This window comes from Citrobacter sp. TBCS-14 (assembly GCF_005280805.1).
GTDB classification, from domain to species: domain Bacteria; phylum Pseudomonadota; class Gammaproteobacteria; order Enterobacterales; family Enterobacteriaceae; genus Citrobacter; species Citrobacter gillenii.
The window spans coordinates 412638-435917 of record NZ_SZWM01000164.1; the positions used below are offsets into that span (position 1 = coordinate 412638).

Here is a 23280-nt window from a genome sequence, read left to right on the forward strand (position 1 = left end):
TGACAGCCCCCCTGTCATCCACGTTTTTTTATTCTACTTTTTCTTAAAACTTCCAAAAAAAACAATTGGATAAAACAGCCACCGTGACCTTGCCGATTCATTCATGTGAATTATAGTTAAGTTTGCTCTAATTCAAATATTTAACCAAAACGCTATCCGTAGACACCGCACGTCCTGAAGTCTCTGAGAGGATTTACGATGCAACTTAATAGAATCGCACAAAGTTTACTCCTGGCTGGGTTATTAACATCGTTTGCCGTCCCTGTTATGGCTGCTGAAGCGCCAAAAGACGCCACTGCCGCCACGCAACAGGCCAACAATGCGCTATACAATCAACTGCCCTTCTCTGATAACACCGACTTTACTGACGCCCATAAAGGCTTTATCGCCCCGATTCCTCAGGAGGTGATTAAAGGTGAGCAAGGTAACGTGGTCTGGAACCCGCAACAGTACGCCTTTATTAAAGAAGGTGATAAATCACCGGATTCGGTTAACCCAAGCCTGTGGCGACAGGCTCAGCTAATCAACATCAGCGGACTGTTTGAAGTAACGGATGGCGTCTACCAGATCCGTAACCTCGATTTGTCGAACATGACGATTATCGAAGGTAAAGAAGGCATCACCGTGGTTGATCCGCTGGTCTCTGCTGAAACAGCTAAAGTAGGGATGGATCTTTACTTTAAAAACCGGGGTAACAAACCGGTTGTAGCGGTAATTTACACCCACAGCCACGTTGACCATTATGGCGGCGTACGCGGCGTTGTTGATGAAGCCGACGTGAAAGCGGGCAAGGTGAAGATTTATGCGCCAGCTGGCTTTATGGAAGCCGCGGTGGCAGAAAATATCATGGCCGGTAACGTCATGAGCCGTCGCGCCAGCTATATGTACGGTAACCTGCTAAAACCGGACGCCAAAGGCCAGGTCGGCGCGGGACTCGGCACCACCACCTCTGCGGGCACGGTTACTCTGATTGCACCCACCAATATCATTGAGAAAGATGGGCAAAAAGAAGTTATCGACGGTCTGACCTATGATTTCATGTTGGCACCAGGCTCTGAAGCCCCGTCGGAAATGCTGTGGTACATCGAAGAGAAAAAGCTGATTGAATCTGCCGAAGATGTCACCCATACCCTGCACAACACCTACTCGCTGCGCGGCGCTAAAATTCGCGAACCGCTGCCGTGGTCCAAATACATCAACGAAGCAATTGTGCGCTGGGGGGACAAAGCGGAAATCCTGATGGCGCAGCACCACTGGCCAACCTGGGGTAACGACAAGGTCATGACACTGCTGAAAAGCCAGCGTGACTTGTACCGTTACATCAACGATCAAACGTTACGTATGGCCAACGAAGGTCTGACCCGTGACGAGATCGCCGCGAACTTTAAACTGCCGGACTCGCTGGCACATACCTGGGCCAACCGGGGCTACTATGGCTCTGTTAGCCACGATGTGAAAGCCACCTACGTGCTGTATCTCGGCTGGTTTGACGGCAACCCGGCAACGCTTGATGAATTACCGCCCGAAGAAGCCGCGAAGAAATTCGTCGACTATATGGGCGGTGCCGATGCTATTTTGCAAAAAGCGAAAGCCGACTATGACCAGGGTAACTACCGCTGGGTGGCGCAGGTCGTGAGCAAAGTGGTGTTTGCCGATCCGAACAACCAGGCTGCGCGTAATCTGGAAGCCGATGCGCTGGAACAATTAGGCTACCAGGCTGAATCCGGACCGTGGCGTAACTTCTATCTCACCGGCGCACAAGAATTGCGTAACGGCGTGATCAAAGGGCCAACCCCGAATACCGCCAGCCCGGATACCGTCCGCGCGATGACGCCAGAAATGTTCTTTGACTATCTGGCCGTGCATATTAACGGGCAGAAAGCGGGCGACGCGAAATCAGTATTCAACATCGACCTCGGTAGCGACGGCGGTAAATACAAGCTGGAGCTGGAAAACGGCGTGCTAAACCACACCGCCAATTCTGAAGCCAAAGACGCAGACGCAACTATCACGCTCAACCGTGACACGTTGAACAAAATCATCCTTAAGGAAGTGACGCTGAAACAGGCTGAACAGAGTGGCGATGTGAAGGTGACCGGTGACGGCGCTAAACTTGATTCTATGCTGGGCTACATGGATAAATTCGAGTTCTGGTTCAATATCGTTACCCCTTAAACATAACGTACAACGGGCGGATTATCCGCCCGTTTTCTCTCACATACTGTAACCCGGTTTTTTAATCAGCGTATCCATGTGCGGTGCGATTTCCCTATCCCACACCTGCTGCCAGGCTTTTGGGTCAACCTCATTGAGCGCGACGCTCACCGAGCTGTCTTTACTTTGCAGATGGCGAACGATCACCTCGGTAATCTCCGCCGCCAGCGCGGATTTTTGTTTGTCATTCAAATCGCGGGGAAAACATTTAATATCAACGTGCGGCATAGCAGGTTCCTTATTATTGTCTTTACGCGGACTCGCGTACGATAAGATGAAATCCGACATCGATAATATCGTCTTCACGAGGAATGTGCTCAATTCTGTCGGCGAGCAGCGAGGCGGCACGCTGTCCAATGGCGCGGCGGTCTACGCTGACGGTGGTAATTGCCGGGCGATTGCTAGCGGCAAAATCAAGATCGCCAAAGCCCACCACTGCTAAATCGTGTGGTACCGCCAAACCACGGCTTTCCGCCTCCATAATTGCCCCCTGCGCGAGGGTATCCGAGCTACAGACAATCACATCAAATTCGCTGTCGGCAAAAAGCTGCGTCAAGCCACTGCGTCCCAACGCCAGCGAAGCCGGAAGCGGCACATCCACCTGCGGCACCGTGGTAATGCCATGGCGACTCAACACATCACAGAGTCCGTGTTTACGCTGACCTGCGCGGCGATCGGCGGTCCATAACAGGCCCGGGCGACGATAACCTTTTGCAAGGAGATAATCAGCCACCGCCTGCCCAACTTTTTCGTGCGAGAACCCCACCAGCATATCGATGGGGGTTGGCGTCAAATCCCAGATTTCCACCACCGGAATGGCGGCGTTGAGGATCACTTTTTTCAGCTCAACGGTGTGGTGGATACCCGTGAGCACCACGCCGTCCGGTCGACGAGAAAGCAGCGTCGCTACCAGCTCGGCTTCGGTTTGCTGCGTATACCCAGCCACGCACAGCAAGATGTGATACCCACGTTCAGCCAGTTCGTCGCTCAACGACTGAATGGTATCGACAAACATATTGTTGTTAATTTGTGGGACCACTACCGCAATCAGTTTGCTGCGGCGTGAGGCCAATCCCCCCGCCAGTGCGTTGGGAATATACCCGGTGGCGCGAACGGCCTGCATCACCTTTTCTACTGTTTTCGGGCGCACCATTTGCGGGGTATTCAGCGCCCTGCTTACGGTCATTGGCGATAATCCCGCGGTGCGGGCAACATCTTCCAGCGTTGGTGCGCGGGGAGGTCTGGAATTTTTCACGGTTGATGCCTTTGTAAAAATCGCCAATGGATTTGTGCATTATTCATCATGATTTCAGCCATTGCCAGCATCCCTGGTGCATAACGCAGAGAAAACAGCAGCTTAGTGAAATAACACCTTGTAAAATGTTAGCGCCATCATAATGATTTGTGCATTTTCACACAATGCATTGGAATGTGATGCTGTTTATAAAAATAGCCCCTGCCATCTCAGCATTTGTGATCGATTGTTCAAATCAGAAGCAATTTACTGGTGTAATGATTGCGCCACCATTAAAAATGTTAGCGCAATCATTTCATAGCTACCTGGAGAGAACAAGATGTCACTAAGTGCGAATTCCGATGCCGTAACTTATGCCAAAACGGCCAACGCAAAAACATCGGCTGAAACAGGCGACCGTATTGAGTGGGTAAAACTGTCTTTAGCCTTTCTGCCGCTGGCAACGCCAGTAAGCGATGCCAAAGTGCTCACCGGTCGCCAGAAACCGTTAACTGAAGTCGCCATTATCATCGCTGAGATCCGTAGCCGTGACGGATTTGAAGGGGTGGGATTTAGCTACTCGAAGCGCGCAGGCGGTCAGGGTATTTATGCGCATGCCAAAGAGATCGCCGATAATCTGCTTGGCGAAGATCCGAACGATATAGACAAGATCTACACCAAATTGCTGTGGGCCGGCGCTTCCGTTGGCCGCAGCGGGATGGCGGTCCAGGCCATCTCCCCTCTCGACATCGCCCTGTGGGATATGAAGGCCAAGCGCGCGGGCCTGCCGCTGGCAAAACTGCTGGGCGCACATCGCGACTCCGTTCAGTGCTATAACACCTCCGGAGGATTCCTGCATACGCCGCTGGATCAGGTGCTGAAAAACGTGGTTATCTCCCGCGAAAACGGCATTGGCGGCATCAAACTGAAAGTCGGTCAGCCAAACTGCGCCGAAGATATTCGTCGCTTAACCGCGGTGCGTGAAGCGCTGGGCGATGACTTCCCGCTGATGGTTGACGCCAATCAGCAGTGGGATCGGGAAACCGCCATTCGCATGGGACGCAAAATGGAACAGTTCAATCTGATCTGGATTGAAGAGCCGCTGGATGCCTATGACATTGAAGGCCACGCTCAACTGGCTGCTGCGCTTGATACACCGATTGCCACCGGCGAAATGCTGACCAGTTTCCGCGAGCACGAGCAGTTGATCCTCGGCAACGCCAGTGATTTTGTGCAGCCCGACGCCCCACGCGTGGGCGGTATTTCTCCATTCCTTAAAATTATGGACCTGGCGGCAAAACACGGGCGCAAGCTGGCTCCACACTTTGCCATGGAAGTGCACCTGCATCTGTCCGCCGCTTACCCACTTGAACCGTGGCTGGAGCATTTTGAATGGCTGAACCCGTTATTCAATGAACAACTGGAACTGCGCGATGGTCGGATGTGGGTTTCAGATCGCCATGGTCTGGGATTCAGTATTAGCGAACAGGCACGCCGCTGGACGCAGTTAAGCTGTGAATTTGGCAAGCGCCCTTAACGTATCTGGCGGGGAATAATACCCGCCCTCTTTCCCTACAGAAACGCTCTCAAACCTAATAACAGGAGTGGGTGATGAACACAATAATAAAGCGCACTAAAGTGCGTTACAGTATTTTGATATTTCTGTTTCTGGCCACCGTATTTAATTATGCCGATCGTGCAACGTTATCCGTTGTCGCACCGATTATGAGTAAAGAGTTGGGTTTTGACCCTGAAGCAATGGGGCTGGCCTTTTCTGCATTTGGTATTTCATACGTCATTATGCAATTGCCAGGCGGCTGGTTACTGGACCGCTACGGCTCTCGCCTGGTGTACGGCTGCGCGCTGATCGGCTGGTCGCTGGTGACCATGTTTCAGGGCACCATTTATCTGTACGCCAGTCCGCTGATCGTATTGATTATCTTACGTCTGATGATGGGCGCTATCGAAGCCCCCGCCTTCCCCGCCAACAGTCGCCTGAGTGTACAGTGGTTTCCTAATAACGAGCGCGGGTTTGTCACCTCGGTTTATCAGGCAGCGCAATATATCTCGCTAGGCATTATTACGCCGCTGATGACCATCATATTGCATAATTTGAGCTGGCATTTTGTCTTTTATTATATCGGGGCAATTGGCGTTATTCTGGGTATATTCTGGCTGGTTAAGATCAGAGATCCTATGCATCACCCGAAAGTTAACCAGCAGGAACTTGACTACATTCGTAATGGCGGTGGCGAACCATCGTTGGGAAATAAGAAAGAACCACAAAAAATCACCTTTGCGCAGATTAAAAGCGTTTGCGTCAACAGGATGATGATCGGTGTTTATATCGGGCAGTTCTGTGTCACATCCATTACCTGGTTCTTCCTGACCTGGTTTCCGACTTATCTGTACCAGGCTAAGGGAATGTCGATTCTCAAGGTCGGGTTTGTCGCCAGTATTCCTGCGATTGCCGGTTTTATCGGTGGATTGTTAGGTGGCGTATTCTCTGACTGGTTATTGAAACGCGGCTACAGCCTGACGGTTGCCCGCAAGCTGCCGGTCATCTGCGGGATGCTGCTTTCCTGCGTGATTGTTATCGCCAACTACACCTCTTCAGAATTTGTGGTGATTGCCGCCATGAGCCTGGCATTTTTCGCCAAAGGTTTTGGCAATCTGGGCTGGTGCGTACTCAGCGATACCTCACCAAAAGAAGTGTTGGGCATTGCCGGAGGTGTGTTCAATATGTGCGGCAACATGGCCAGTATCATCACCCCACTGGTTATCGGCGTCATCCTTGCCAATACCCAGTCGTTTGATTACGCCATTTTATACGTCGGCTCGATGGGGCTGATTGGGCTGTGTTCGTATCTGTTTGTTGTCGGACCGTTGGATCGGATTACCCTGACGCCGTCCGTCGCGTGATTTAACCGTATGGCGATATTTCGCCCGCTGTTCCGGGACTTGCACTCCTGCGGAACAGCGTTTTTTTACGGCTAGGATTTGCTCAGCGCTCGCTGCATCGAGGTTAGCCATTTTCCCGCGGCACATAGCGCGCCCCGGTTCACAGCACCTTCGACAAAAACTGCTGCGTGCGCGTATGACGCGGATGATTCAGTACCTGCTCGCTGCTGCCCTGCTCGACGATTTTACCATCAACCATAAACACTACCTGATCCGCCACCTCCCGGGCAAAACCAATCTCGTGCGTCACCACCACTAACGTGGTACCGGACTTTGCCAGGGCTTTAATGACATCCAGCACTTCGCCCACCAGTTCAGGATCAAGCGCGGATGTCGGTTCATCAAACAGCATCACACGCGGGTTCAACGCCAGCGCACGAGCGATGGCGATACGCTGTTGCTGCCCGCCAGATAAGTGTCGTGACCAGGCATCGGCTTTATGCCGCAAACCTACCGCATCCAGCAGGGTTAATGCCCGCTCGGTAGCGGATTTCCGTGACGCGAGTCCGTGAGCCACTGGCGCTTCAATCAGGTTCTCCAGTACCGTTAAGTGTGGGAAGAGATTAAAGTTCTGAAACACATAACCCACGTTAATGCGCTGGCGCAGAATGTCTGCCTCTTTCAGTTCATACAGTTTGTCTCCCTGACGGCGATAACCTATATAGTCGCCGTCGATCTGAATGAAGCCTTCATCGACGCGCTCCAGATGGTTGATGGCCCGCAGTAACGTGGATTTTCCCGAACCCGATGGCCCGAGAATAACCGTTACCGTACCAGGCGGGATCTCCAGCGACACGTCATCCAGCGCTTTATGGCGGCCGAAGGACTTGCTGACGCCAGTAATGGAAATATGGCCTTCAGGCGAGTGGGACATGGACGACCTCCTGAGGCGTAAGTTGACGGCGACCTTTAACTGCGCGGCTGACGCGGGTGGTATTGATGGCTGAGCGCCGTTCGCTGCGGGCCAGCGCGCGTTCAACCAGGTGTTGAATCAGAGACAGAACGCTGGTGATCGCCAGATACCACACCGCCCCAACCATCAGCAACGGGATCACCTCCTGGGTACGGTTGTAGATCATCTGGATGGTGTAAAACAGCTCCGGCATCGCCAGCACGTAAACCATCGCCGTGCCTTTCGCCAGGCTAATAATTTCATTGAAGCCGGCAGGCAAAATGGTGCGCAGCGCCTGCGGCAGGATAATGCGCAGCGTGCGTCGCCAGGCAGGTAAACCCAGCGCTGCCGCAGCCTCATACTGGCCGTGATCGACACCGAGAAATCCGCCACGAATAATCTCGGCGGTATAGGCGCTTTGCACCAGCGTCAAACCCACTACCGCGGTAGAAAACTGACCCAGTACATTGATGGTCGCGAAGCTGCCCCACTGAACGTGGGTGAAAGGAATGCCAATCGTCAGCGTGTCGTACAGATACGAGAAGTTGTATAAGATTATCAGCACCACGATCAGCGGCAGCGAGCGAAACAGCCAGATGTATCCCCAGGCCAGGCTATTCAGCAGCCACGATGATGAGAGACGTGCCAGTGCCAGCAATCCACCGAACACCACACTCAACAGTGTGCCGATAAGGGTCAGCAGCAACGTTTGCCCCAGACCGGACAAAATCACCGGGTCGAAGAACCAGCGGGCAAACACGCCCCACTCCCAACGCGGATTAAACGCCACCGACTGGATAATCACCGCCAGCACAAACAGCGCGACTATCGCACCTGCCGTGCGCATCGGATAGCGTGCCGGGACGACTTTGATGGTTTCCGTCGTTTTCATTTTTTCTCCTCAGGCAATTTTTGCCTGACCTGCGATGGTCAACAGTTTGGTAAAGCGCAGCCGACCGTCAAACGGCGGCAGGCTGTACTCTTCCGGGTTACGTGCAATATCAAATTGTGGATCGTACCCCTGACGCAAATAGAGCTGAACGGCCTCCGGTTGGCGAAACCCTGTCGTCAGGTAGATACGGCTGTAGCCCGCCAGTAGCGCCCGTCGTTCCAGTTCCTGTACCACGTGCGCCGCCAGCCCCTGCTTACGCAGGGTGCTTTGGGTCCAGATGCGTTTAATCTCAGCCGTGTCTTTGTCGTAAGGTTTGTAGGCCCCGGTGGCGATAATCTCGCCGTCACGCTCCAGCACCACAAAGATCCCCTGCGGCGCCAGATACCATTCGGTCAATTCAACTTCAGCATCACGGGAAAAATAATCGCCATAGCGCGCGGCATATTCAGCAAACAGACCGTTCAGAATCGGCTGCAGTTCTGCCGCCTCCGGCGAGACCACGCGGAATTGATCGCTCACGTTACCTCCTTAGTCGCCTAAACCGGCCGGGTTGATTTCAGATTGTGGAATGCGTTCCACCCCCTCTCCCCAGCGATTCAAGACTTTGTCGTAGTCACCGTTGGCGATCACACCGTTAAGCGCGGTTTGCACCGGATGTACCAATCCGCTGTCTTTTTTCAGCGTTACGGCGATATGCGCGGCCTTTGGCCAGCCACCGTCGACGCTACCCACGAGTTGCGTTTTTCCATTGAGCGCTGCTTTCCACGCGCCGATAACGTTAGGGCCAAAATAGGCATCGGCGCGGCCTGACTGTAGCGCCAGCGTCTGGGCGGCATCATCCTTGGTATAGACTGGCGTAAACGCCGGTAACCCTTTCTTCAGGTTCTCTTCATTCCATGCCAGAAGAATGGCTTCCTGGTTGGTCCCGGAGCCGACAATAATGCGCAGCCCGGCGATATCTTTTGCCTGTTCAATTTTGGTCAACTTACTGCCGGTTTTGACGTAAAAACCGAGTGAATCTTTACGATACGTGGCGAAGTCGAATTTTTCTTTGCGCGCTTTGGTGACGGTAATATTGCTGATCGCAGCATCATATTTGCCGGAAGCTACGCCCAACGGCCAGTCTTCCCATGACGTTGGCACCACGTTCAGCTCCAGCCCCAGACTGTCGGCCACCAGACGGGCGATATCCGCCTCGCTGCCGATCAGCGTTTTATTGTCATCTGCAAACACCGTCAGCGGCGGCTGGCTCAGTCCGGCAATCGCCACCGTGAATTTACCCGGTACGGCCAGCTGCAGCCTGGCGGGCAACTGCGCGATCGCCTGCGCGTTTTTCACCGTGTTAATCGGCGTTTTATTGGCCTCCAGGCTTACGCCCGTGCCGTTGATGGTGACATCGTTTGCCCAGACGGAAGCGCTGAAAGCCAGGGACAGCGCCAAAAGTAATGATTTTTTCTGCATCGTATTTGTCTCTTATTGTGTGAATTGATTGGCAGGTGTCGCTAAGCCAAGGCTGGCACGCAAAGTCGTGCCGGGGTAGTCAAGACGGAACAGACCGCGCGCCTGAAGTAACGGGATCACCTGTTCAACAAAGCGTGGGAAGGTGTCCGGCGTGCCGCCCTGAATGATAAATCCGTCGGCGGCTCTCTCATCGAACCACTGCTGCAGGCCGTCAGCCACCTGTTCCGGCGTACCGCTAAAGCGGGGGCGTGGGCTGGCCGCTTCCAGCGCAGCCTGGCGCAGGGTTAACCCGCGCTCACGTGCATTGCGCTTGATTTCATCGGTGGTGCTGCGAAAACTGTTTTGCCCGAGATCGCCGAGCTCCGGGAACGGCGCATCAAGGGAATATTGCGCGAAATCGTGATGTTCAAAATAGCGGCCGAGGTAATTCAGCGCGTCGTTAATGGAAACCAGCGCTGCGGTGGTTTGATATTGCTGTTCAGCATCCTGCTCATTGTCACCCACAATGACGCTGATGCCCTGGAAAATATGCAGATCATCGTCACCCCGCCCCGCTATTTCCAACTGGCTTTTCACATCCTGATAAAAAGCTTTGGCCTCTGCCAGTGATTCCTGATGGGTGAAAATGGCGTCAGCGTGTGTTGCTGCTAATTTCTTGCCATCCTCAGAAGCGCCAGCCTGAAATATAATCGGCCGTCCTTGTGGTGTACGGGAAATATTTAAAGGGCCGGCAACCTGGAAATAATCGCCATGATGATTGAGCGTATGCAGTTTCTGCGGATTAAAGAATTCACCGCTCGTTTTATTGCGGGTAAACGCATCCTCTTCCCACGAATCCCACAATCCTTTGACCACCTGCAAATATTCATCGGCAATACGGTAGCGTTGAGCATGTTCCGGGTGCTGCGCGCGAGAATAGTTCTTTGCTGAACCTTCCAGGGGCGATGTCACCACATTCCATCCAGCGCGCCCCTGGCTGAGATGATCGAGGCTGGCAAATTGCCGCGCGGTGGTAAACGGTTCGCTGTATGACGTTGAAACCGTGCCCACCAGTCCCAGATTGTTGGTGATGCTCGCCAGTGCCGACAATACCGTTAGCGGTTCAAAGCGATTTAAAAAATGTGGGATGGATTTCTCATTGATATACAAACCATCGGCAACAAAAATAAAATCCAGTTTGCCTTTCTCGGCAATTAATGCAGTGTCTTTGACAAACTCAAAATTAATACTGGCATCGGCAAGTGCTGCCGGATGACGCCATGCTGACATATTTCCGGAGGCACCATGCAGAATAGTGCCCAACCGTAATTGCCTTTTTTTAGCCATAGTACCCCCTACCCAACAGGTAAAATTAAAGGTGTGTGAATGCCGTTTTCGCTAAATGCGTAAAGTACTGCGCGGCGGGTTCAATTAATCGTTCGTCAGGATTAAATCCCGGATGGTGTAATCCGTATTCGCTGGCGCTGCCAATACTGACAAATGCCCCGGGCGTATTTTGCAGATAGACGGCAAAATCCTCTCCCCCCATATGCAGATCGGCATAGTGCGTCGTGTACCCGGAGGTTTTTGCCACCTCGGTGGCAATCTCTGCCCAACGCGAATCGTTGACCAGCGCCGTGGGGCCCGCGTGCCAGATAACATCAATTTGTGCGCCAAAGGCGTGGGCAAATCCGGCGGCGATGTCATTCACCCGTGATTTGACCTGCTGCTGAACGACTGTGCGATGGGTTCTGAGCGTCCCTTCCAGCTCAACGGATTCTGGCAGCACGTTCCACGTGTTGCCGCCCTGAATACGGGTCACGCTCAACACCACTGAATCCAGCGTGTTAACCTCCCGGCTGGCCACGCCTTGCAACACCGTCACCAGTTGGCTGGCAAGCAGAATGGCATCTTTGCCTTCATGTGGCCGAGCGGCATGTGCGCCTTTGCCATGGATACGCAGCACGACACGATCGACGTTGGCATAAAATGCGCCGCCACGCGTGGCAAACTCACCCACCGGTAACCCAGGCTCGTTGTGCATACCGAAAATCGCCGCTACGTTTTGTAGCGCCCCGGCGCGGATTAACGCTTTCGCGCCACCAAAGTTTTCTTCCGCAGGCTGAAACAGGATACGAACCCGCCCCGGTAATGCGCTTTCTTGCTGTTTCAACAACAGCGCAGCACCGAGCATGACGCTGGTATGCACGTCGTGTCCGCAGGCGTGCATGACCCCCGGCGTAACGGAGCGAAACGCCACATCGGCATTCTCTTCTATCGGTAAGGCGTCGATATCGGCCCGCAGGGCGATAACATCGTCTCCTCGCCCAACCTCAGCCACCAGACCGGTGCTCAGTTCAAAGGGCAAAATGTTGACGTCGGCAGCACGCAACCAGTCGCGAATACGTGCTGTAGTCGCCACCTCCTGTAAGGACAGCTCCGGATACTGGTGCAGTTCACGGCGCCAGCCGATAAGCGTTGAGGCCAATGACATCAGACGACCTCCACAGCGGAATGGGCCTGCGCCAACAAATGCAGCGATGTCAGACGCGCATGACCTTCTGCTAGCGGGGTATCGATAATAAATTCATCAATGCCGTACTGCGCGTGCAGGCTGTTCAGCTTTGCGGCCACATCTTCGGCCGTTCCGTGCAACAACGCCTGCGCTCGACGGGCAATTTTTCGTGGCACGCTACCCGCCTGTGCGGCGAATGCCAACGCCTGCTCTTCACTGGCCACCGTCACGCGTTGACCATCTTCCAGCTCAACGCCCCATATTTGTACGTTCTCCGCCAATTGCGCGGCAGTCTCCGGATTGTTCGCCACAATCACCTGCACGGCGACAATCGTCGGGCGCACACTGCTGGCTTGCCAGTAAGTCAGAACATCGCGTAGCAGCGCCGGATCACCGTTCAGGTGCGCGGCAAAGATAAAATTCCAGTCAGACTCGGCCGCCAACTGTGCGCTTGGCACGCTGGCCCCCAACACGAATCTTTGCGGCGGAGAGGGCGGGATCGGCGTCGGAAATACCGCGTGCCCGGTTTCCGTCCCGGTCAATGCCAGCCAGGCATCGAGCTGCGAAAGCTGCTCGGCAAAGCTGCCCTTTTCACTCTGATGTAGCCCTTGCTGGAGCGCCTGCGTTGACAGCGGTAGACCGCCTGGGGCTTTCCCCACGCCGAGATCAACGCGCCCTGGGGCCAGTGATGCCAGTAAATTGAAGTTTTCCGCTACTTTATACGGGCTGTAATGTTGCAGCATAACGCCACCAGAGCCAACGCGGATACGTTGTGTTTGGCCAAGGATCCAGGCGATCACCAACTCCGGTGACGGACTGGCTAGCTGCGGCGTATTGTGATGCTCCGCTATCCAAAAGCGGTGGTATCCCCACGCCTCTGCCTGCTGTGCCAGCTGTAGCGTACGGGCAAGCGCAATGGCGGCAGTTTCGGTTTCCCCTATGGGGCTTTTATCGAGAATACTCAGGCGATATGACATGTTACAGGCTCACGATTGTTAACATGTCGTCATTATTAAATTATCAAACAACCATTCAGAAACATTTAATCCACATTTACTCAGCTAAAAAATCGCTAACCAACCTTACTTCTACTACGGGTAAGGTCTCTCCTGGGCAGGTATAAGAAGCAGAAAAAACATACCCTACAAAATATAATAGGGTTACTGTTTATGCCAGAAACCCAACAATATCATTTTGCGGTAGTTTTATTTTTGCGCACTATATTTATGCTGAATTTAATTTAAGTCAGCTGAAGAATCTCTTTAGGTTATACACTTGTATTTATTGTTTCATATTTATGACCATTAACAACCTGCATACAACAAAATTTTTATTTGAAATACTTTCGTCAGGCTAATGATTAGTAGAGAATGCAGCGTTTCTTATTAAAAATGGTTTAAAACAGCTTTTTAATATCCCCTGGTATTATTCCGGGGATTTTTGTATGACTTGAACATACCACCAGGGACCGCTATGAAAAGTAACATGCCCGTTACACAAGTTGAGCACACACTTAACGCGAAAGCGACGCTGCTGTCGACGACGGATAAAGAGAGCCATATTACCTATGCCAACACGGCTTTTATTGAAGCCAGCGGCTTTAATGAAACCCAGCTCATGGGCGAACCCCACAATATTATTCGCCATCCCGATATGCCCTCTGCCGCCTTCGCCGACATGTGGCACACTCTCCAGCAGGGTGACAGCTGGACCGGGATGGTGAAAAATCGCCGGGAAAATGGTGACCATTACTGGGTTCGCGCCAATGTCACCCCCGTCTGGCACCGCGAAAAATTAACCGGCTACATCTCTGTGCGTACCGTTCCATCACGAGAAGAAATAGCCCAGAGTGAGCAGCTGTATGAAAAAATAAATAGCCAGCAATTTAAAGGTTTCCGACTTTTTAAAGGCATTATTATTCGTCGTGGCATACTGGTATGGACCTCTGCGTTTAAATGGTTAAGCATAAGTCAGCGCGTCAATTATGCTTTAGGGGTAGTAGCCCTGCTCTGCGTATTATTAACACTCGCACCGGTGAATTCATTTATTCAGGCTGGCGGAATGATCGTGCTATTTCTGCTATTTGGTATTTACCTTAAGTGCCAAATTTGTCAGCCAGTTAATACGCTGCTCAGTCAAATGAAAAAGGTTGTCTCCGGCCGTAAACCCGATAACTGTCATTTAAATCGCGTAGATGAAATCGGGATGCTGATGCGACTGGTTAATCAATCCGGGCTGAATCTAAATTCTCTGGTGGATGATGTCAGTACACAAATCGCCGGGATCCGCGAAATCAGTCAACGGGTATCAAAAGAAGGCGTTGCACTGCATACACGTTCCGAAGAAACCTCCGCCGACCTGCAGCAAACCGCTGCCGCCATTGAAGAAATTGGCAGCGCGGTGCAACAAACCGCCGATACCGCCGCACAAACGATGACCATGGCCGATAAAACCAGCGTCAACGCGACGGAAGGCGGCGATATCATGAAACAGACCATCGGCATGATGCAGGCTATCTCGCGTGATAACAGTCAGATCGTCGACATCATCGGTGTTATCGACAGTATCGCCTTTCAGACCAATATTCTGGCGCTGAATGCTGCCGTCGAGGCCGCACGCGCCGGGGAGTCCGGTCGTGGTTTTGCCGTTGTGGCGGCGGAAGTACGCAACCTGGCGCAGCACTCCGCCTCAGCCGCCAAAGAGATCAAGCAGCTAATTGAAAAGAACGTCGCGAACGTCAACTCCGGCGTAAAAATGGTGGAGCAGACGGAAACGCATCTCACGGGCATGATCGGTGACGTATTGCAGATGTCGATGATGATTAAAGACATCAGCCTCGCGACGCGGGAACAAACCCAGGCGCTGGATCTGATCAATGACTCGATTTCACGCGTCGGCACCATGACCCACACTAACGCCGAGATGGTGGAACGTGTCACTGATGCCACCGCCGATTTAACTCAGCGTTCCTCACGACTGCAGCAGGCCGTTCAGGTCTTTGGCGTATCGGCATGATGCAGGCTTTGCGTCACTGATTAATTGACTGTAGGATGCTCGGCCGACAGTTTTCCCCTCTAACACAATGAAGGGTAACGCTGTTTTCGCCGCTGCACGGGCGGCAAAAAGGATTTTGTTAATTTGTCAGGCCAACAGGAAACGCAATGAACACACACAACACGCAAGCCGCAGAACAACATGCGGCGAAACGACGCTGGCTGAATGCTCACGAAGAGGGGTATCACAAAGCGATGGGCAACCGACAGGTACAGATGATCGCCATCGGCGGCGCGATTGGTACCGGGTTGTTTTTAGGGGCCGGGGCACGTTTACAAATGGCTGGACCCGCTTTAGCGCTGGTGTATCTGGTATGCGGTATTTTTTCATTCTTTATTCTTCGTGCGCTCGGAGAACTGGTTCTGCACCGCCCTTCCAGCGGCAGTTTTGTCTCCTACGCCCGTGAGTTCCTGGGAGAGAAAGCGGCCTATGTGGCTGGCTGGATGTACTTTATCAACTGGGCGATGACCGGGATCGTCGATATCACTGCTGTCGCGCTGTACATGCACTACTGGGGGGCGTTTGGCGATGTGCCACAGTGGGTGTTTGCCCTTGGTGCGCTGGCGATTGTTGGTACCATGAACATGATTGGCGTGAAATGGTTCGCCGAGATGGAGTTCTGGTTTGCGCTGGTCAAAGTGCTGGCAATCGTGATTTTTCTGGTGGTTGGTACGGTCTTTTTAGGTACCGGACAACCGCTGGACGGTAACACCACCGGGTTTCATCTGATCACCGATAATGGTGGCTTCTTCCCGCACGGTCTGTTACCCGCGCTGGTGCTGGTACAAGGTGTGGTCTTTGCTTTTGCCTCTATTGAACTGGTGGGTACGGCCGCCGGAGAATGCAAAGATCCGCAAACCATGGTGCCAAAAGCGATCAACAGCGTGATTTGGCGCATTGGCCTTTTCTACGTCGGCTCCGTCGTACTGCTGGTGCTGCTGCTGCCATGGAACGCCTATCAAGCGGGCCAAAGTCCGTTTGTGACCTTCTTCTCGAAACTCGGCGTGCCGTATATCGGCAGTATCATGAACATTGTGGTGCTGACCGCCGCCCTTTCCAGCCTCAACTCGGGGTTGTATTGCACCGGGCGAATTTTACGTTCGATGTCGATGGGCGGTTCAGCCCCCAAATTTATGGCGAAAATGAGCCGTCAGCAGGTCCCCTGGGCTGGGATCCTCGCCACGCTGGTGGTGTATGTGGTTGGTGTTTTCCTCAACTATCTGGTGCCTTCGCAGGTGTTTGAGATCGTGCTGAACTTCGCGTCGTTAGGGATTATTGCGTCGTGGGGATTTATCGTGGTGTGCCAGATGCGTTTGCGTCGGGCCATTAAAGACGGCAAAGCGGCAGACGTCAGCTTCAAGCTACCGGGCGCGCCGTTTACCTCATGGTTAACGTTGCTGTTCCTGCTAAGCGTGCTGGTGCTGATGGCCTTTGATTATCCGAACGGCACCTACACCATCGCGTCGTTACCGTTGATTGCTATTCTGCTGGTTGCCGGATGGTTTGGCGTGCGTAAACGCGTGGCGGAAATCCAGCGCACCGCGCCGTAATCGCATTCAGGCCTGACAGCGTATCCCCGTCAGGCCTGCTTTCTTAGTTGGCTTCGATTAACTGCGCAACATCATTGCTGTTAATTTCCCGCGCGTTGCCATCCTGATCGGTATAGCTGGTCATCCCGGTGTCTTTATCCAACTGCGGTTTGCCCTGGGTGACGATAGTTTGCCCACTTTTCGTGGTCATGACGTAATCCGTTGAACAACCTGCCAGAGTAAACAGCATTACGCCTGCGCAAAGGCAGATAAATGGCTTTTTCATGATATTCCTGTGTTATGCAATGAGCCGATAAGGACCTAGTGTAAGTCCCTGATGTTTATCAGGCCAGCGATGGGGTGTAACGAGGCGTATCGTGGGGTATGGATAAATAACAGGAGGGGTTTCCCCCTCCGGGTAAATTACAGCGCGATGCGAATCACATCATCCGGCTGTGTGGCTTCCTGCTCACGTGAAGATTTTTGTTTCACGCTAACATACAGGGTTTTGCCATCAGCGGAGAGCGCCAGGCTGTTCGGGAACGTCGGGGTGTCGAATGTTTTGACGACTTTATAGCTTTTCGCGTCAATCACGCTGACCTTACCGGCCTGACGATGCGTCACGTAGGCTTCATTGCGCGCAGGGTTGAACAGCACAGCCAGAGATTCCGGCGCGGCGACTTTCGCCAGTACTTTGCCGTCACGGGTATCAATCACCAGCACTTCTGCCGCTTTAGAATCGGTAATAAACGCGCGGTTACCAGCGGTATCCAGGCTCAGGTTGATAAAGAAATGCTCTTTGCCGTCATCCAGCAGCTTTTTGCGGCTGAGAATTTTATTGTCTGCGGTATCGATGGTAATAAACTCACCGTCAGCATTGGTGGTGTACAAGCGTTTAGCCTTGCTGTCGACAGCCAGACCGGTGCTCATTTTACCGGTGTTAGCAATGGTGGTTTTCAGTTTGATGGTTTCACCGTCGACCACCCAGATCACGCTCTCTTTACCAATCCCGCTGATGTAGACCGTGTTGGTGGCGTCATCGGCTACCAGCTGACGCGGCTGCAGCGGACGGACATCTTCCGAACGTTTACGCGCATCCAGTACCAGACGGCCTTTTACGTCGCCGGTTTTAGCATCCATCGCGGTGACTGCACTGTTGACAGTATTACCAAACCACAGGGTCTGTGTCGCATTGTTGATGGTGGCGCCAAACGGTTTCAGGTCGTTATGAATCGCCTGAGTCACTTCCAGCGTGATCGGATCGAGACGGTAAACCACCCCGCCCTTATCCAGCTTACGACTCTGGGAGGTGGCAAGCCACAGCGCGTTTTCCTGTTGGCTGTACGCCATTTCGTAGGCGCCTTTGCCTACCGCTTTGCGCAGCAGTTCTTCCGCAGCCTGCGTACTAAAAGAGGATGCAACAAGCAGTGAACCTAACAGTAAAGAACCACGCAGACGCGGTGAAAACAGATGACGTAAAGACATGACGACTCCCTTTGATAAATTCATTTGTTACTGCTTCACAATGCTTCAATCAGCAAAATCATGGTTTTGCCTTTTTAAGAATGAGAATAGTAATCATTATTTATCTCAAAGTGGAGTGTTTATTCGCTTTCTGGCAACAACCTTCTTATTTTCTCCATAAATGCTTAACGTGCCGCTCACAAACAGAGCGGCACAGCGGATTTTCGCGATTAATCTTCAGCGAGCCGGATCACAACCTTGCCAAAGTTTTTCCCGGTCAGCAGACCAATAAAGGCTGCCGGAGCATTCTCCAGCCCTTCCGTAATCTGTTCCCGGTACTGGATTTTGCCTTCTTTGACCCAGCGTCCCATCTCCTGCTGGAACTCATGAATGCGATGACCGTAATCCTGACCAATAATAAAGCCCTGCATCCGGATGCGCTTTTTCAGTATGGTGGCCATCAGCAGCGGTAAGCGGTCGGGACCTGCCGGTAACGCCGTGGCGTTATAACCACTGACCAGCCCACACACCGGAATGCGCGCAGAGGTGTTGAGTAACGGCAGCACCGCGTCGAAGACTTTGCCGCCAACGTTTTCATAATAGATGTCGATCCCCTGCGGACAAGCCTGCGCCAGCTGTTGCGCGAAATCAGGCGCATGGTGATCGAGGCAAAGATCAAAGCCGAGCACCTCGGTGGCATGACGGCATTTTTGCGCTCCACCGGCCACGCCGACTACCCGACACCCTTTGAGTTTGCCAATTTGCCCGACGGTTGCGCCTACCGGCCCGGTGGCTGCTGCCACCACCAACGTCTCTCCGGCTTTAGGTTGGCCGATATCCAGCAGCCCCATATACGCGGTAAAGCCCGGCATGCCTAACAGACCTAACGCCCAGGATGGATGTTCAGGGTTATCGCCTAATTTTACCAACCCGCTACCATCGGAGATGTCGAAATCCTGCCAGCCGCTGTAGCTCAACACCCATTCACCAACGTGATAATCAGGATGATTTGATGCCATCACCCGGCTGACGGTACCGCCGACCATCACCGCGCCAATCTCCACCGGGGGAGAATATGAAGGCTCATCGCTCATGCGACCGCGCATATAGGGATCGAGAGACAGATACACGTTGCGCAGTAAAACTTGCCCTTCCCCGGGAGTGGCGACAGCCCCCTCTTCCAGACGGAAATTACTGAGTACCGGAGCGCCATGGGGGCGTGAAGCCAGTACCCAGCGGCGATTGCGTTGCAGTTGTTGACTCATTGATGTTCTCCTCTGCTTTTGGCATGAATCCATCAATAGTAGACGCCCCGCGCTAGCGATGCTTTCACATTAATTGCCGACGGCGTTTAACCGCACAACCAGATAAACACAGGGTTGCGCGGTTTCATTAATAAATCGGCAGTCATTCGGCGGGCCGAGTTCCAGACAATCACCGGCCTTCATTTCGTGGCGCGTGTCCCCTTCGACAAACACTAACTCCCCCTGCTGCAGCCAGATAAGCTGTCTGGCCTGCACGTAGGACGAAGCGGGCATGGGAATGTCGCTCCCGGCTGGCAGTTCTATCTGCACCAGATCGATGGGCAGATCGCTGCGCGGGGAGACGTGGCGGCGCAGATAATGGCTTTGCGGATCGTGCCAGACTGGCTGGTTGGCGAAGCGCAGCAGCTTGCCCTCCTGCATTTCAGCCCGCGCCATCAGCGTTGACATGCTGATGCCAAATGCCCCGGAAAGCCGCCCCAGCAGCGTTGCCGTTGGACTACTCTCGCCACGCTCAATTTTATGGATCATGGCCCGCGACACGCCCGCGCGCTCGGCAAGTTCCGTCAGCGACCAGCCGCGAGATTCCCGTTCTATGCGAATTCTTGCACCGATCCGTTGATTTATGCTGTCTTCAATAGTATTCATATTGTAATACTATAGTGAACAATACCAGAGGTTCAACATGTCAATTCGCTTTGCCAGTAAAGAAGACTGCGCCGCCATTGCAGAAATCTATAATCACGCGGTGCTGCATACGGCGGCTATCTGGAACGATCAAACTGTCGATGCCGAAAACCGTATCTCCTGGTACGAAGCCCGGCAAATACTGGGGTATCCGGTGCTGGTGAGTGAAGAGAATGACGTGGTCACCGGGTATGCGTCTTTCGGCGACTGGCGTAATTTTGATGGTTTTCGTCATACCGTTGAGCATTCGGTGTATGTGCATCCGGATCATCAAGGCAAAGGCCTGGGGCGCGCATTACTCAGCCGGTTGATTGATGAGGCCCGCAGGTGCGGTAAGCATGTGATGGTCGCGGGCATTGAGTCGCAGAATCAGGCATCGTTGCACCTGCACAGCACGCTCGGTTTTGTCTTAACCGCGCAAATGCCGCAGGTGGGGACGAAGTTTGGCCGCTGGCTGGATCTGACCTTTATGCAGCTACAACTGGACGATCGCAGCGATCCGGACGCACGCGGATGAACTCGACGCTAACCCTCTCCTTTCTGATTGCCGCCGGCATCGGTCTGGTGGTGCAGAACACCTTAATGGTACGTATTACTCAGACCTCTTCAACCATTCTGATTGCCATGCTGCTCAATTCGCTGGTGGGTATTGTGCTGTTTGTCAGCATTCTGTGGTTTAAGCAAGGTATGGCGGGGTTTGGTGAGCTGGTTTCCAGCGTACGCTGGTGGACGTTAATTCCCGGTTTATTGGGTTCGTTTTTTGTCTTCGCCAGTATTAGCGGCTATCAAAATGTGGGGGCTGCCACCACCATTGCGGTGCTGGTTGCCAGTCAGTTGATTGGCGGTCTGCTACTGGATATCTTGCGAAGCAACGGCGTACCGCTGCGTGCGCTGGTGGGGCCAGTTTGTGGCGCGGTGTTGCTGGTAATCGGCGCCTGGCTGGTGGCCAGACGCGCGTTTTAACTGCCTGATGGCGCTTTGCTTATCAGGCCAACGGAATATGCCTGTAGGCCGGATAAGGTGTGAGCACCGCCATCCGGCAAGGAAATATCAGAGAATAGTGCCACCTTTGGTGAGCTGCTCGCGGCGGGCCTCCATATCCTCTTTATACTGACGACCATGATGCGCAATCGCCGTGCGCAGACGCTGTTGCTGGGTGTAGCGATCTTCCCGGCTCAGTTCTGCATCATCGCTGAGCGCAATCAGCAGTTCGTTCATATGCGTAATGACGCTCTCTTCAATGGCGGCGTCGACGCGGGCGCTGACCTCATCCAGGTGCGACATACTTTCTCCTTAACTGATTAATTTAATTTAGCTTTTGAAAAATCACTGCCCATCAGGCTAACGCTGTATCCGCTGACGTTACTGCGTGTGGCATAAAACGTTTTGCCGTTTGCCAGCGCGATCCACGGCGCCTGCTGGTAGAAAATCTCTTGCGACTGCTGGTAAAGCGCGGCACGTTCTTGCGGCTTGCTCACCTGTTTCGCCTTTTGCACCAGCGCATTATACGCTTTATCGCACCAGCGTGCGGCGTTGGATCCGGTTTTAATGCTGTTGCAGCCCAGCAGGACATCAGCGAAGTTATCCGGATCGCCGTTGTCAGACATCCAGCCAAACAGCGCGGTGTCGTGCTCGCCTTTACGCATTCCGGAGAGGTACTCACCCCACTCCCAGGAAACGATTTTCGCCTTCACGCCAACCTTCGCCCAGTCGCTTTGGATCATCTCCGCGATCCGCCGGGAGTTCGGGTTGTACGGACGTTGAACCGGCATCGACCATAGCGTCGCCTCAAAACCGTTCTCCAGCCCAGCTTTCTTCAGCAGTTCTTTCGCTTTTTGCGGGTCGTAATCGTAGTCTTTCAGATCTTTGTTGAAGCCCAGCATATTCGGCGGAATCGGTGATTTTGCCACCGTCCCCGACCCTAAAAAGACGGCGTTAATGATCGCTTTTTTATCGGTCGCGTAGTTCAGCGCCTGACGTACCAATACGTTATCAAACGGTTTTTTCTCGGTATTAAATGCCAGATACCCGACGTTCAGTGCGTCGACCGAATGCAGCGTCAGGTCGTTGTTTTTCTTAATTTCCTCAAACTGCACCGGCGCAGGCGCGGGAATTATCTGGCACTCATTGGTTTGCAGTTTTGCCAGTCGCGTTTGCACGTTTGGCGTAATGGCGAAGATCAGGTGTTTGGTCGGAACGTCACCATCCCAGTAGTTCGGGTTGGCCAGATAGCGGATCTGTGAATCCTGCTTATACTGTTGCAGCACGTAAGGTCCGGTGCCAATCGGCCAGGTATCGACGTTTTCCGGTGTACCTTTTTTCAGCATCTGGTCGGCATATTCCGCAGAGAGAATGGACGCGAAGTCCATCCCCCAGTCGGCCAGAAACGCCGCATTAGGTTCGTTCAGCACAAACTGGACATGATAATCATCAACCTTCTTCACCTCTTTGATAAGCGTGTCCAACCCGACATCGTTGAAGTACTCATAGCTGCCCTGCGAGACGTTATGGTACGGATGTTCGGCATCTTTCTGACGTAATACCGAGAACAGCACGTCATCCGCGTTGAGATCACGGGTCGGTTTGAAGAATTTATTGCTGTTGAACTTCACGCCCTGACGCAGGGTAAAGGTATACGTCAAGCCATCCGGGGATATCGTCCAGTCGGTAGCCAGAGACGGCACCGGGGTATTTTTCACCGGATCAAAGTTAATCAGTCGGTTATACAGCACCTGAGAACTGGCCACAAATGATGGGCCGGAGCTGGCGATTTGCGGGTTAAAGGATTCGGGAGACGCTTCAGAGCAGTAGATAAGGGTGTCGGTATTGGCAGCAAATACAGCACCGGTTGGTAATCCCGCGCTGAGCGCCAGCGCGAGCAACGTTTTCCTTGCAATCATTGTTGTATGCCTTCTTATTTTATTATTCATCTCATTATCAGAGCATAGCTGACAAAAACTGACTAATAACAAATCACTATCAGGTTATTCTTATCCGGTGGTTTTCGCTGATTAATTCGACAGCACCGGTGAAATAATTTCCCTTAAGTCTTTTTCAAAACGTCAAGATTTTTCCCCGTGCTCTATGCCATGAAAATTCGCCCCTTTTTGCCTCTCTTCCACCGTTTGCTCGCGTT

The 23280-nt window shown here is 53.0% G+C and carries 20 protein-coding genes and 1 pseudogene; 7 read left to right on the forward strand and 14 right to left on the reverse strand.

The window, feature by feature from the left end; genetic code table 11:
- The first annotated feature begins 198 nt into the window (after positions 1 to 198).
- The gene (locus FDX22_RS05690) at positions 199 to 2175 is read left to right on the forward strand and encodes an alkyl/aryl-sulfatase (RefSeq protein ID WP_137363323.1); all 1977 of its coding nucleotides are present in this window, start codon (positions 199 to 201) and stop codon (positions 2173 to 2175) included.
- A gap of 39 nt (positions 2176 to 2214) precedes the next feature.
- On the opposite strand, the gene pptA is transcribed toward FDX22_RS05690, so the two are convergent.
- Positions 2215 to 2442, reverse strand: coding sequence for a tautomerase PptA (gene pptA / locus FDX22_RS05695; protein ID WP_146716841.1), 228 nt, complete (start codon positions 2440 to 2442; stop codon positions 2215 to 2217).
- A gap of 22 nt (positions 2443 to 2464) precedes the next feature.
- Entirely contained in the window at positions 2465 to 3400 is a 936-nt protein-coding gene (locus tag FDX22_RS05700; protein ID WP_249420988.1) for a LacI family DNA-binding transcriptional regulator, read from the reverse strand.
- Positions 3401 to 3788: 388 nt separating this feature from the next.
- Between FDX22_RS05700 and FDX22_RS05705 the strand changes: the two genes are divergently transcribed.
- Together FDX22_RS05705 and FDX22_RS05710 are read left to right on the forward strand one after the other, a co-directional pair.
- On the forward strand, positions 3789 to 4985 hold the full coding sequence (locus FDX22_RS05705) for an L-talarate/galactarate dehydratase (RefSeq protein WP_146716842.1): 1197 nt from the start codon (positions 3789 to 3791) through the stop codon (positions 4983 to 4985).
- Positions 4986 to 5059: 74 nt separating this feature from the next.
- Positions 5060 to 6370 (forward strand): MFS transporter, encoded by a 1311-nt coding sequence (locus FDX22_RS05710; RefSeq protein WP_117342807.1) that lies wholly within the window; start codon positions 5060 to 5062, stop codon positions 6368 to 6370.
- A 139-nt stretch (positions 6371 to 6509) separates the two neighbouring features.
- Here the strand turns inward: FDX22_RS05710 and FDX22_RS05715 are convergent, their stop codons facing one another.
- From FDX22_RS05715 to FDX22_RS05745, 6 genes and pseudogenes are all read right to left on the reverse strand, one after another.
- Positions 6510 to 7283: an amino acid ABC transporter ATP-binding protein gene (locus FDX22_RS05715; protein ID WP_146716843.1), complete on the reverse strand. Its 774-nt coding sequence runs from the start codon at positions 7281 to 7283 to the stop codon at positions 6510 to 6512.
- A complete protein-coding gene (locus tag FDX22_RS05720) occupies positions 7267 to 8193 on the reverse strand; it encodes an amino acid ABC transporter permease (protein WP_117342809.1) in 927 nt (308 codons plus the stop codon). Before FDX22_RS05720 ends, FDX22_RS05715 begins: the two co-directional genes overlap by 17 nt.
- Before the next feature lie 9 nt (positions 8194 to 8202).
- Positions 8203 to 8712 carry a GNAT family N-acetyltransferase gene (locus tag FDX22_RS05725; RefSeq protein WP_115258469.1) on the reverse strand — a complete coding sequence of 170 codons (510 nt, stop codon included), beginning with the start codon at positions 8710 to 8712 and terminating at the stop codon, positions 8203 to 8205.
- A 9-nt stretch (positions 8713 to 8721) separates the two neighbouring features.
- Positions 8722 to 10980: pseudogene (locus FDX22_RS29985) on the reverse strand (NtaA/DmoA family FMN-dependent monooxygenase).
- Between the two features lie 25 nt (positions 10981 to 11005).
- Entirely contained in the window at positions 11006 to 12127 is a 1122-nt protein-coding gene (locus tag FDX22_RS05740; RefSeq protein WP_115258466.1) for an amidohydrolase, read from the reverse strand.
- Positions 12127 to 13125, reverse strand: a complete 999-nt coding sequence (locus FDX22_RS05745) for an MsnO8 family LLM class oxidoreductase (RefSeq protein ID WP_146716846.1) — start codon at positions 13123 to 13125, stop codon at positions 12127 to 12129. Before FDX22_RS05745 ends, FDX22_RS05740 begins: the two co-directional genes overlap by 1 nt.
- Before the next feature lie 496 nt (positions 13126 to 13621).
- On the opposite strand from FDX22_RS05745, the gene FDX22_RS05750 reads away from it, so the two are divergent.
- Together FDX22_RS05750 and ansP are read left to right on the forward strand one after the other, a co-directional pair.
- Positions 13622 to 15163: a PAS domain-containing methyl-accepting chemotaxis protein gene (locus tag FDX22_RS05750; protein WP_146716847.1), complete on the forward strand. Its 1542-nt coding sequence runs from the start codon at positions 13622 to 13624 to the stop codon at positions 15161 to 15163.
- Positions 15164 to 15309: 146 nt separating this feature from the next.
- The gene (gene ansP, locus FDX22_RS05755; protein WP_146716848.1) at positions 15310 to 16752 is read left to right on the forward strand and encodes an L-asparagine permease; all 1443 of its coding nucleotides are present in this window, start codon (positions 15310 to 15312) and stop codon (positions 16750 to 16752) included.
- Between the two features lie 43 nt (positions 16753 to 16795).
- Here the strand turns inward: ansP and FDX22_RS05760 are convergent, their stop codons facing one another.
- The 4 genes from FDX22_RS05760 to FDX22_RS05775 form a co-directional block, all read right to left on the reverse strand.
- Complete coding sequence (locus FDX22_RS05760) at positions 16796 to 17017, reverse strand: YgdI/YgdR family lipoprotein (RefSeq protein ID WP_096756998.1); 222 nt, start codon at positions 17015 to 17017, stop codon at positions 16796 to 16798.
- A gap of 137 nt (positions 17018 to 17154) precedes the next feature.
- A complete protein-coding gene (locus tag FDX22_RS05765) occupies positions 17155 to 18216 on the reverse strand; it encodes a YncE family protein (protein ID WP_115258463.1) in 1062 nt (353 codons plus the stop codon).
- Positions 18217 to 18425: 209 nt separating this feature from the next.
- The gene (locus FDX22_RS05770) at positions 18426 to 19460 is read right to left on the reverse strand and encodes an NADP-dependent oxidoreductase (protein ID WP_117342817.1); all 1035 of its coding nucleotides are present in this window, start codon (positions 19458 to 19460) and stop codon (positions 18426 to 18428) included.
- Positions 19461 to 19529: 69 nt separating this feature from the next.
- Complete coding sequence (locus FDX22_RS05775) at positions 19530 to 20105, reverse strand: XRE family transcriptional regulator (RefSeq protein ID WP_096756995.1); 576 nt, start codon at positions 20103 to 20105, stop codon at positions 19530 to 19532.
- Between the two features lie 37 nt (positions 20106 to 20142).
- On the opposite strand from FDX22_RS05775, the gene mddA reads away from it, so the two are divergent.
- On the forward strand, positions 20143 to 20661 hold the full coding sequence (gene mddA / locus FDX22_RS05780) for an L-methionine sulfoximine/L-methionine sulfone acetyltransferase (protein WP_146716849.1): 519 nt from the start codon (positions 20143 to 20145) through the stop codon (positions 20659 to 20661).
- Entirely contained in the window at positions 20658 to 21107 is a 450-nt protein-coding gene (locus FDX22_RS05785) for a DMT family transporter (RefSeq protein WP_096756993.1), read from the forward strand. The genes mddA and FDX22_RS05785 overlap by 4 nt, the downstream gene beginning before the upstream one ends.
- A gap of 87 nt (positions 21108 to 21194) precedes the next feature.
- On the opposite strand, the gene FDX22_RS05790 is transcribed toward FDX22_RS05785, so the two are convergent.
- Positions 21195 to 21428, reverse strand: coding sequence for a YdcY family protein (locus tag FDX22_RS05790; RefSeq protein WP_096756992.1), 234 nt, complete (start codon positions 21426 to 21428; stop codon positions 21195 to 21197).
- A 17-nt stretch (positions 21429 to 21445) separates the two neighbouring features.
- A complete protein-coding gene (locus FDX22_RS05795) occupies positions 21446 to 23044 on the reverse strand; it encodes an ABC transporter substrate-binding protein (RefSeq protein WP_146716850.1) in 1599 nt (532 codons plus the stop codon).
- Positions 23045 to 23280 lie beyond the last annotated feature (236 nt).

Excerpts from the sequence above, each read along its gene's own strand:
- pptA (WP_146716841.1), bottom strand. The coding sequence starts at position 2,442 with ATGCCGCACGTTGATATTAAATGTTTTCCCCGCGATTTGAATGACAAA.
- FDX22_RS05760 (WP_096756998.1), bottom strand. The coding sequence starts at position 17,017 with ATGAAAAAGCCATTTATCTGCCTTTGCGCAGGCGTAATGCTGTTTACT.
- FDX22_RS05785 (WP_096756993.1), top strand. The coding sequence starts at position 20,658 with ATGAACTCGACGCTAACCCTCTCCTTTCTGATTGCCGCCGGCATCGGT.
- FDX22_RS05745 (WP_146716846.1), bottom strand. The coding sequence starts at position 13,125 with ATGTCATATCGCCTGAGTATTCTCGATAAAAGCCCCATAGGGGAAACC.
- FDX22_RS05790 (WP_096756992.1), bottom strand. The coding sequence starts at position 21,428 with ATGTCGCACCTGGATGAGGTCAGCGCCCGCGTCGACGCCGCCATTGAA.
- FDX22_RS05690 (WP_137363323.1), top strand. The coding sequence starts at position 199 with ATGCAACTTAATAGAATCGCACAAAGTTTACTCCTGGCTGGGTTATTA.
- FDX22_RS05720 (WP_117342809.1), bottom strand. The coding sequence starts at position 8,193 with ATGAAAACGACGGAAACCATCAAAGTCGTCCCGGCACGCTATCCGATG.
- mddA (WP_146716849.1), top strand. The coding sequence starts at position 20,143 with ATGTCAATTCGCTTTGCCAGTAAAGAAGACTGCGCCGCCATTGCAGAA.
- FDX22_RS05700 (WP_249420988.1), bottom strand. The coding sequence starts at position 3,400 with ATGACCGTAAGCAGGGCGCTGAATACCCCGCAAATGGTGCGCCCGAAA.
- FDX22_RS05750 (WP_146716847.1), top strand. The coding sequence starts at position 13,622 with ATGAAAAGTAACATGCCCGTTACACAAGTTGAGCACACACTTAACGCG.
- FDX22_RS05765 (WP_115258463.1), bottom strand. The coding sequence starts at position 18,216 with ATGTCTTTACGTCATCTGTTTTCACCGCGTCTGCGTGGTTCTTTACTG.
- ansP (WP_146716848.1), top strand. The coding sequence starts at position 15,310 with ATGAACACACACAACACGCAAGCCGCAGAACAACATGCGGCGAAACGA.
- FDX22_RS05740 (WP_115258466.1), bottom strand. The coding sequence starts at position 12,127 with ATGTCATTGGCCTCAACGCTTATCGGCTGGCGCCGTGAACTGCACCAG.
- FDX22_RS05775 (WP_096756995.1), bottom strand. The coding sequence starts at position 20,105 with ATGAATACTATTGAAGACAGCATAAATCAACGGATCGGTGCAAGAATT.
- FDX22_RS05795 (WP_146716850.1), bottom strand. The coding sequence starts at position 23,044 with ATGATTGCAAGGAAAACGTTGCTCGCGCTGGCGCTCAGCGCGGGATTA.
- FDX22_RS05710 (WP_117342807.1), top strand. The coding sequence starts at position 5,060 with ATGAACACAATAATAAAGCGCACTAAAGTGCGTTACAGTATTTTGATA.
- FDX22_RS05770 (WP_117342817.1), bottom strand. The coding sequence starts at position 19,460 with ATGAGTCAACAACTGCAACGCAATCGCCGCTGGGTACTGGCTTCACGC.
- FDX22_RS05705 (WP_146716842.1), top strand. The coding sequence starts at position 3,789 with ATGTCACTAAGTGCGAATTCCGATGCCGTAACTTATGCCAAAACGGCC.
- FDX22_RS05715 (WP_146716843.1), bottom strand. The coding sequence starts at position 7,283 with ATGTCCCACTCGCCTGAAGGCCATATTTCCATTACTGGCGTCAGCAAG.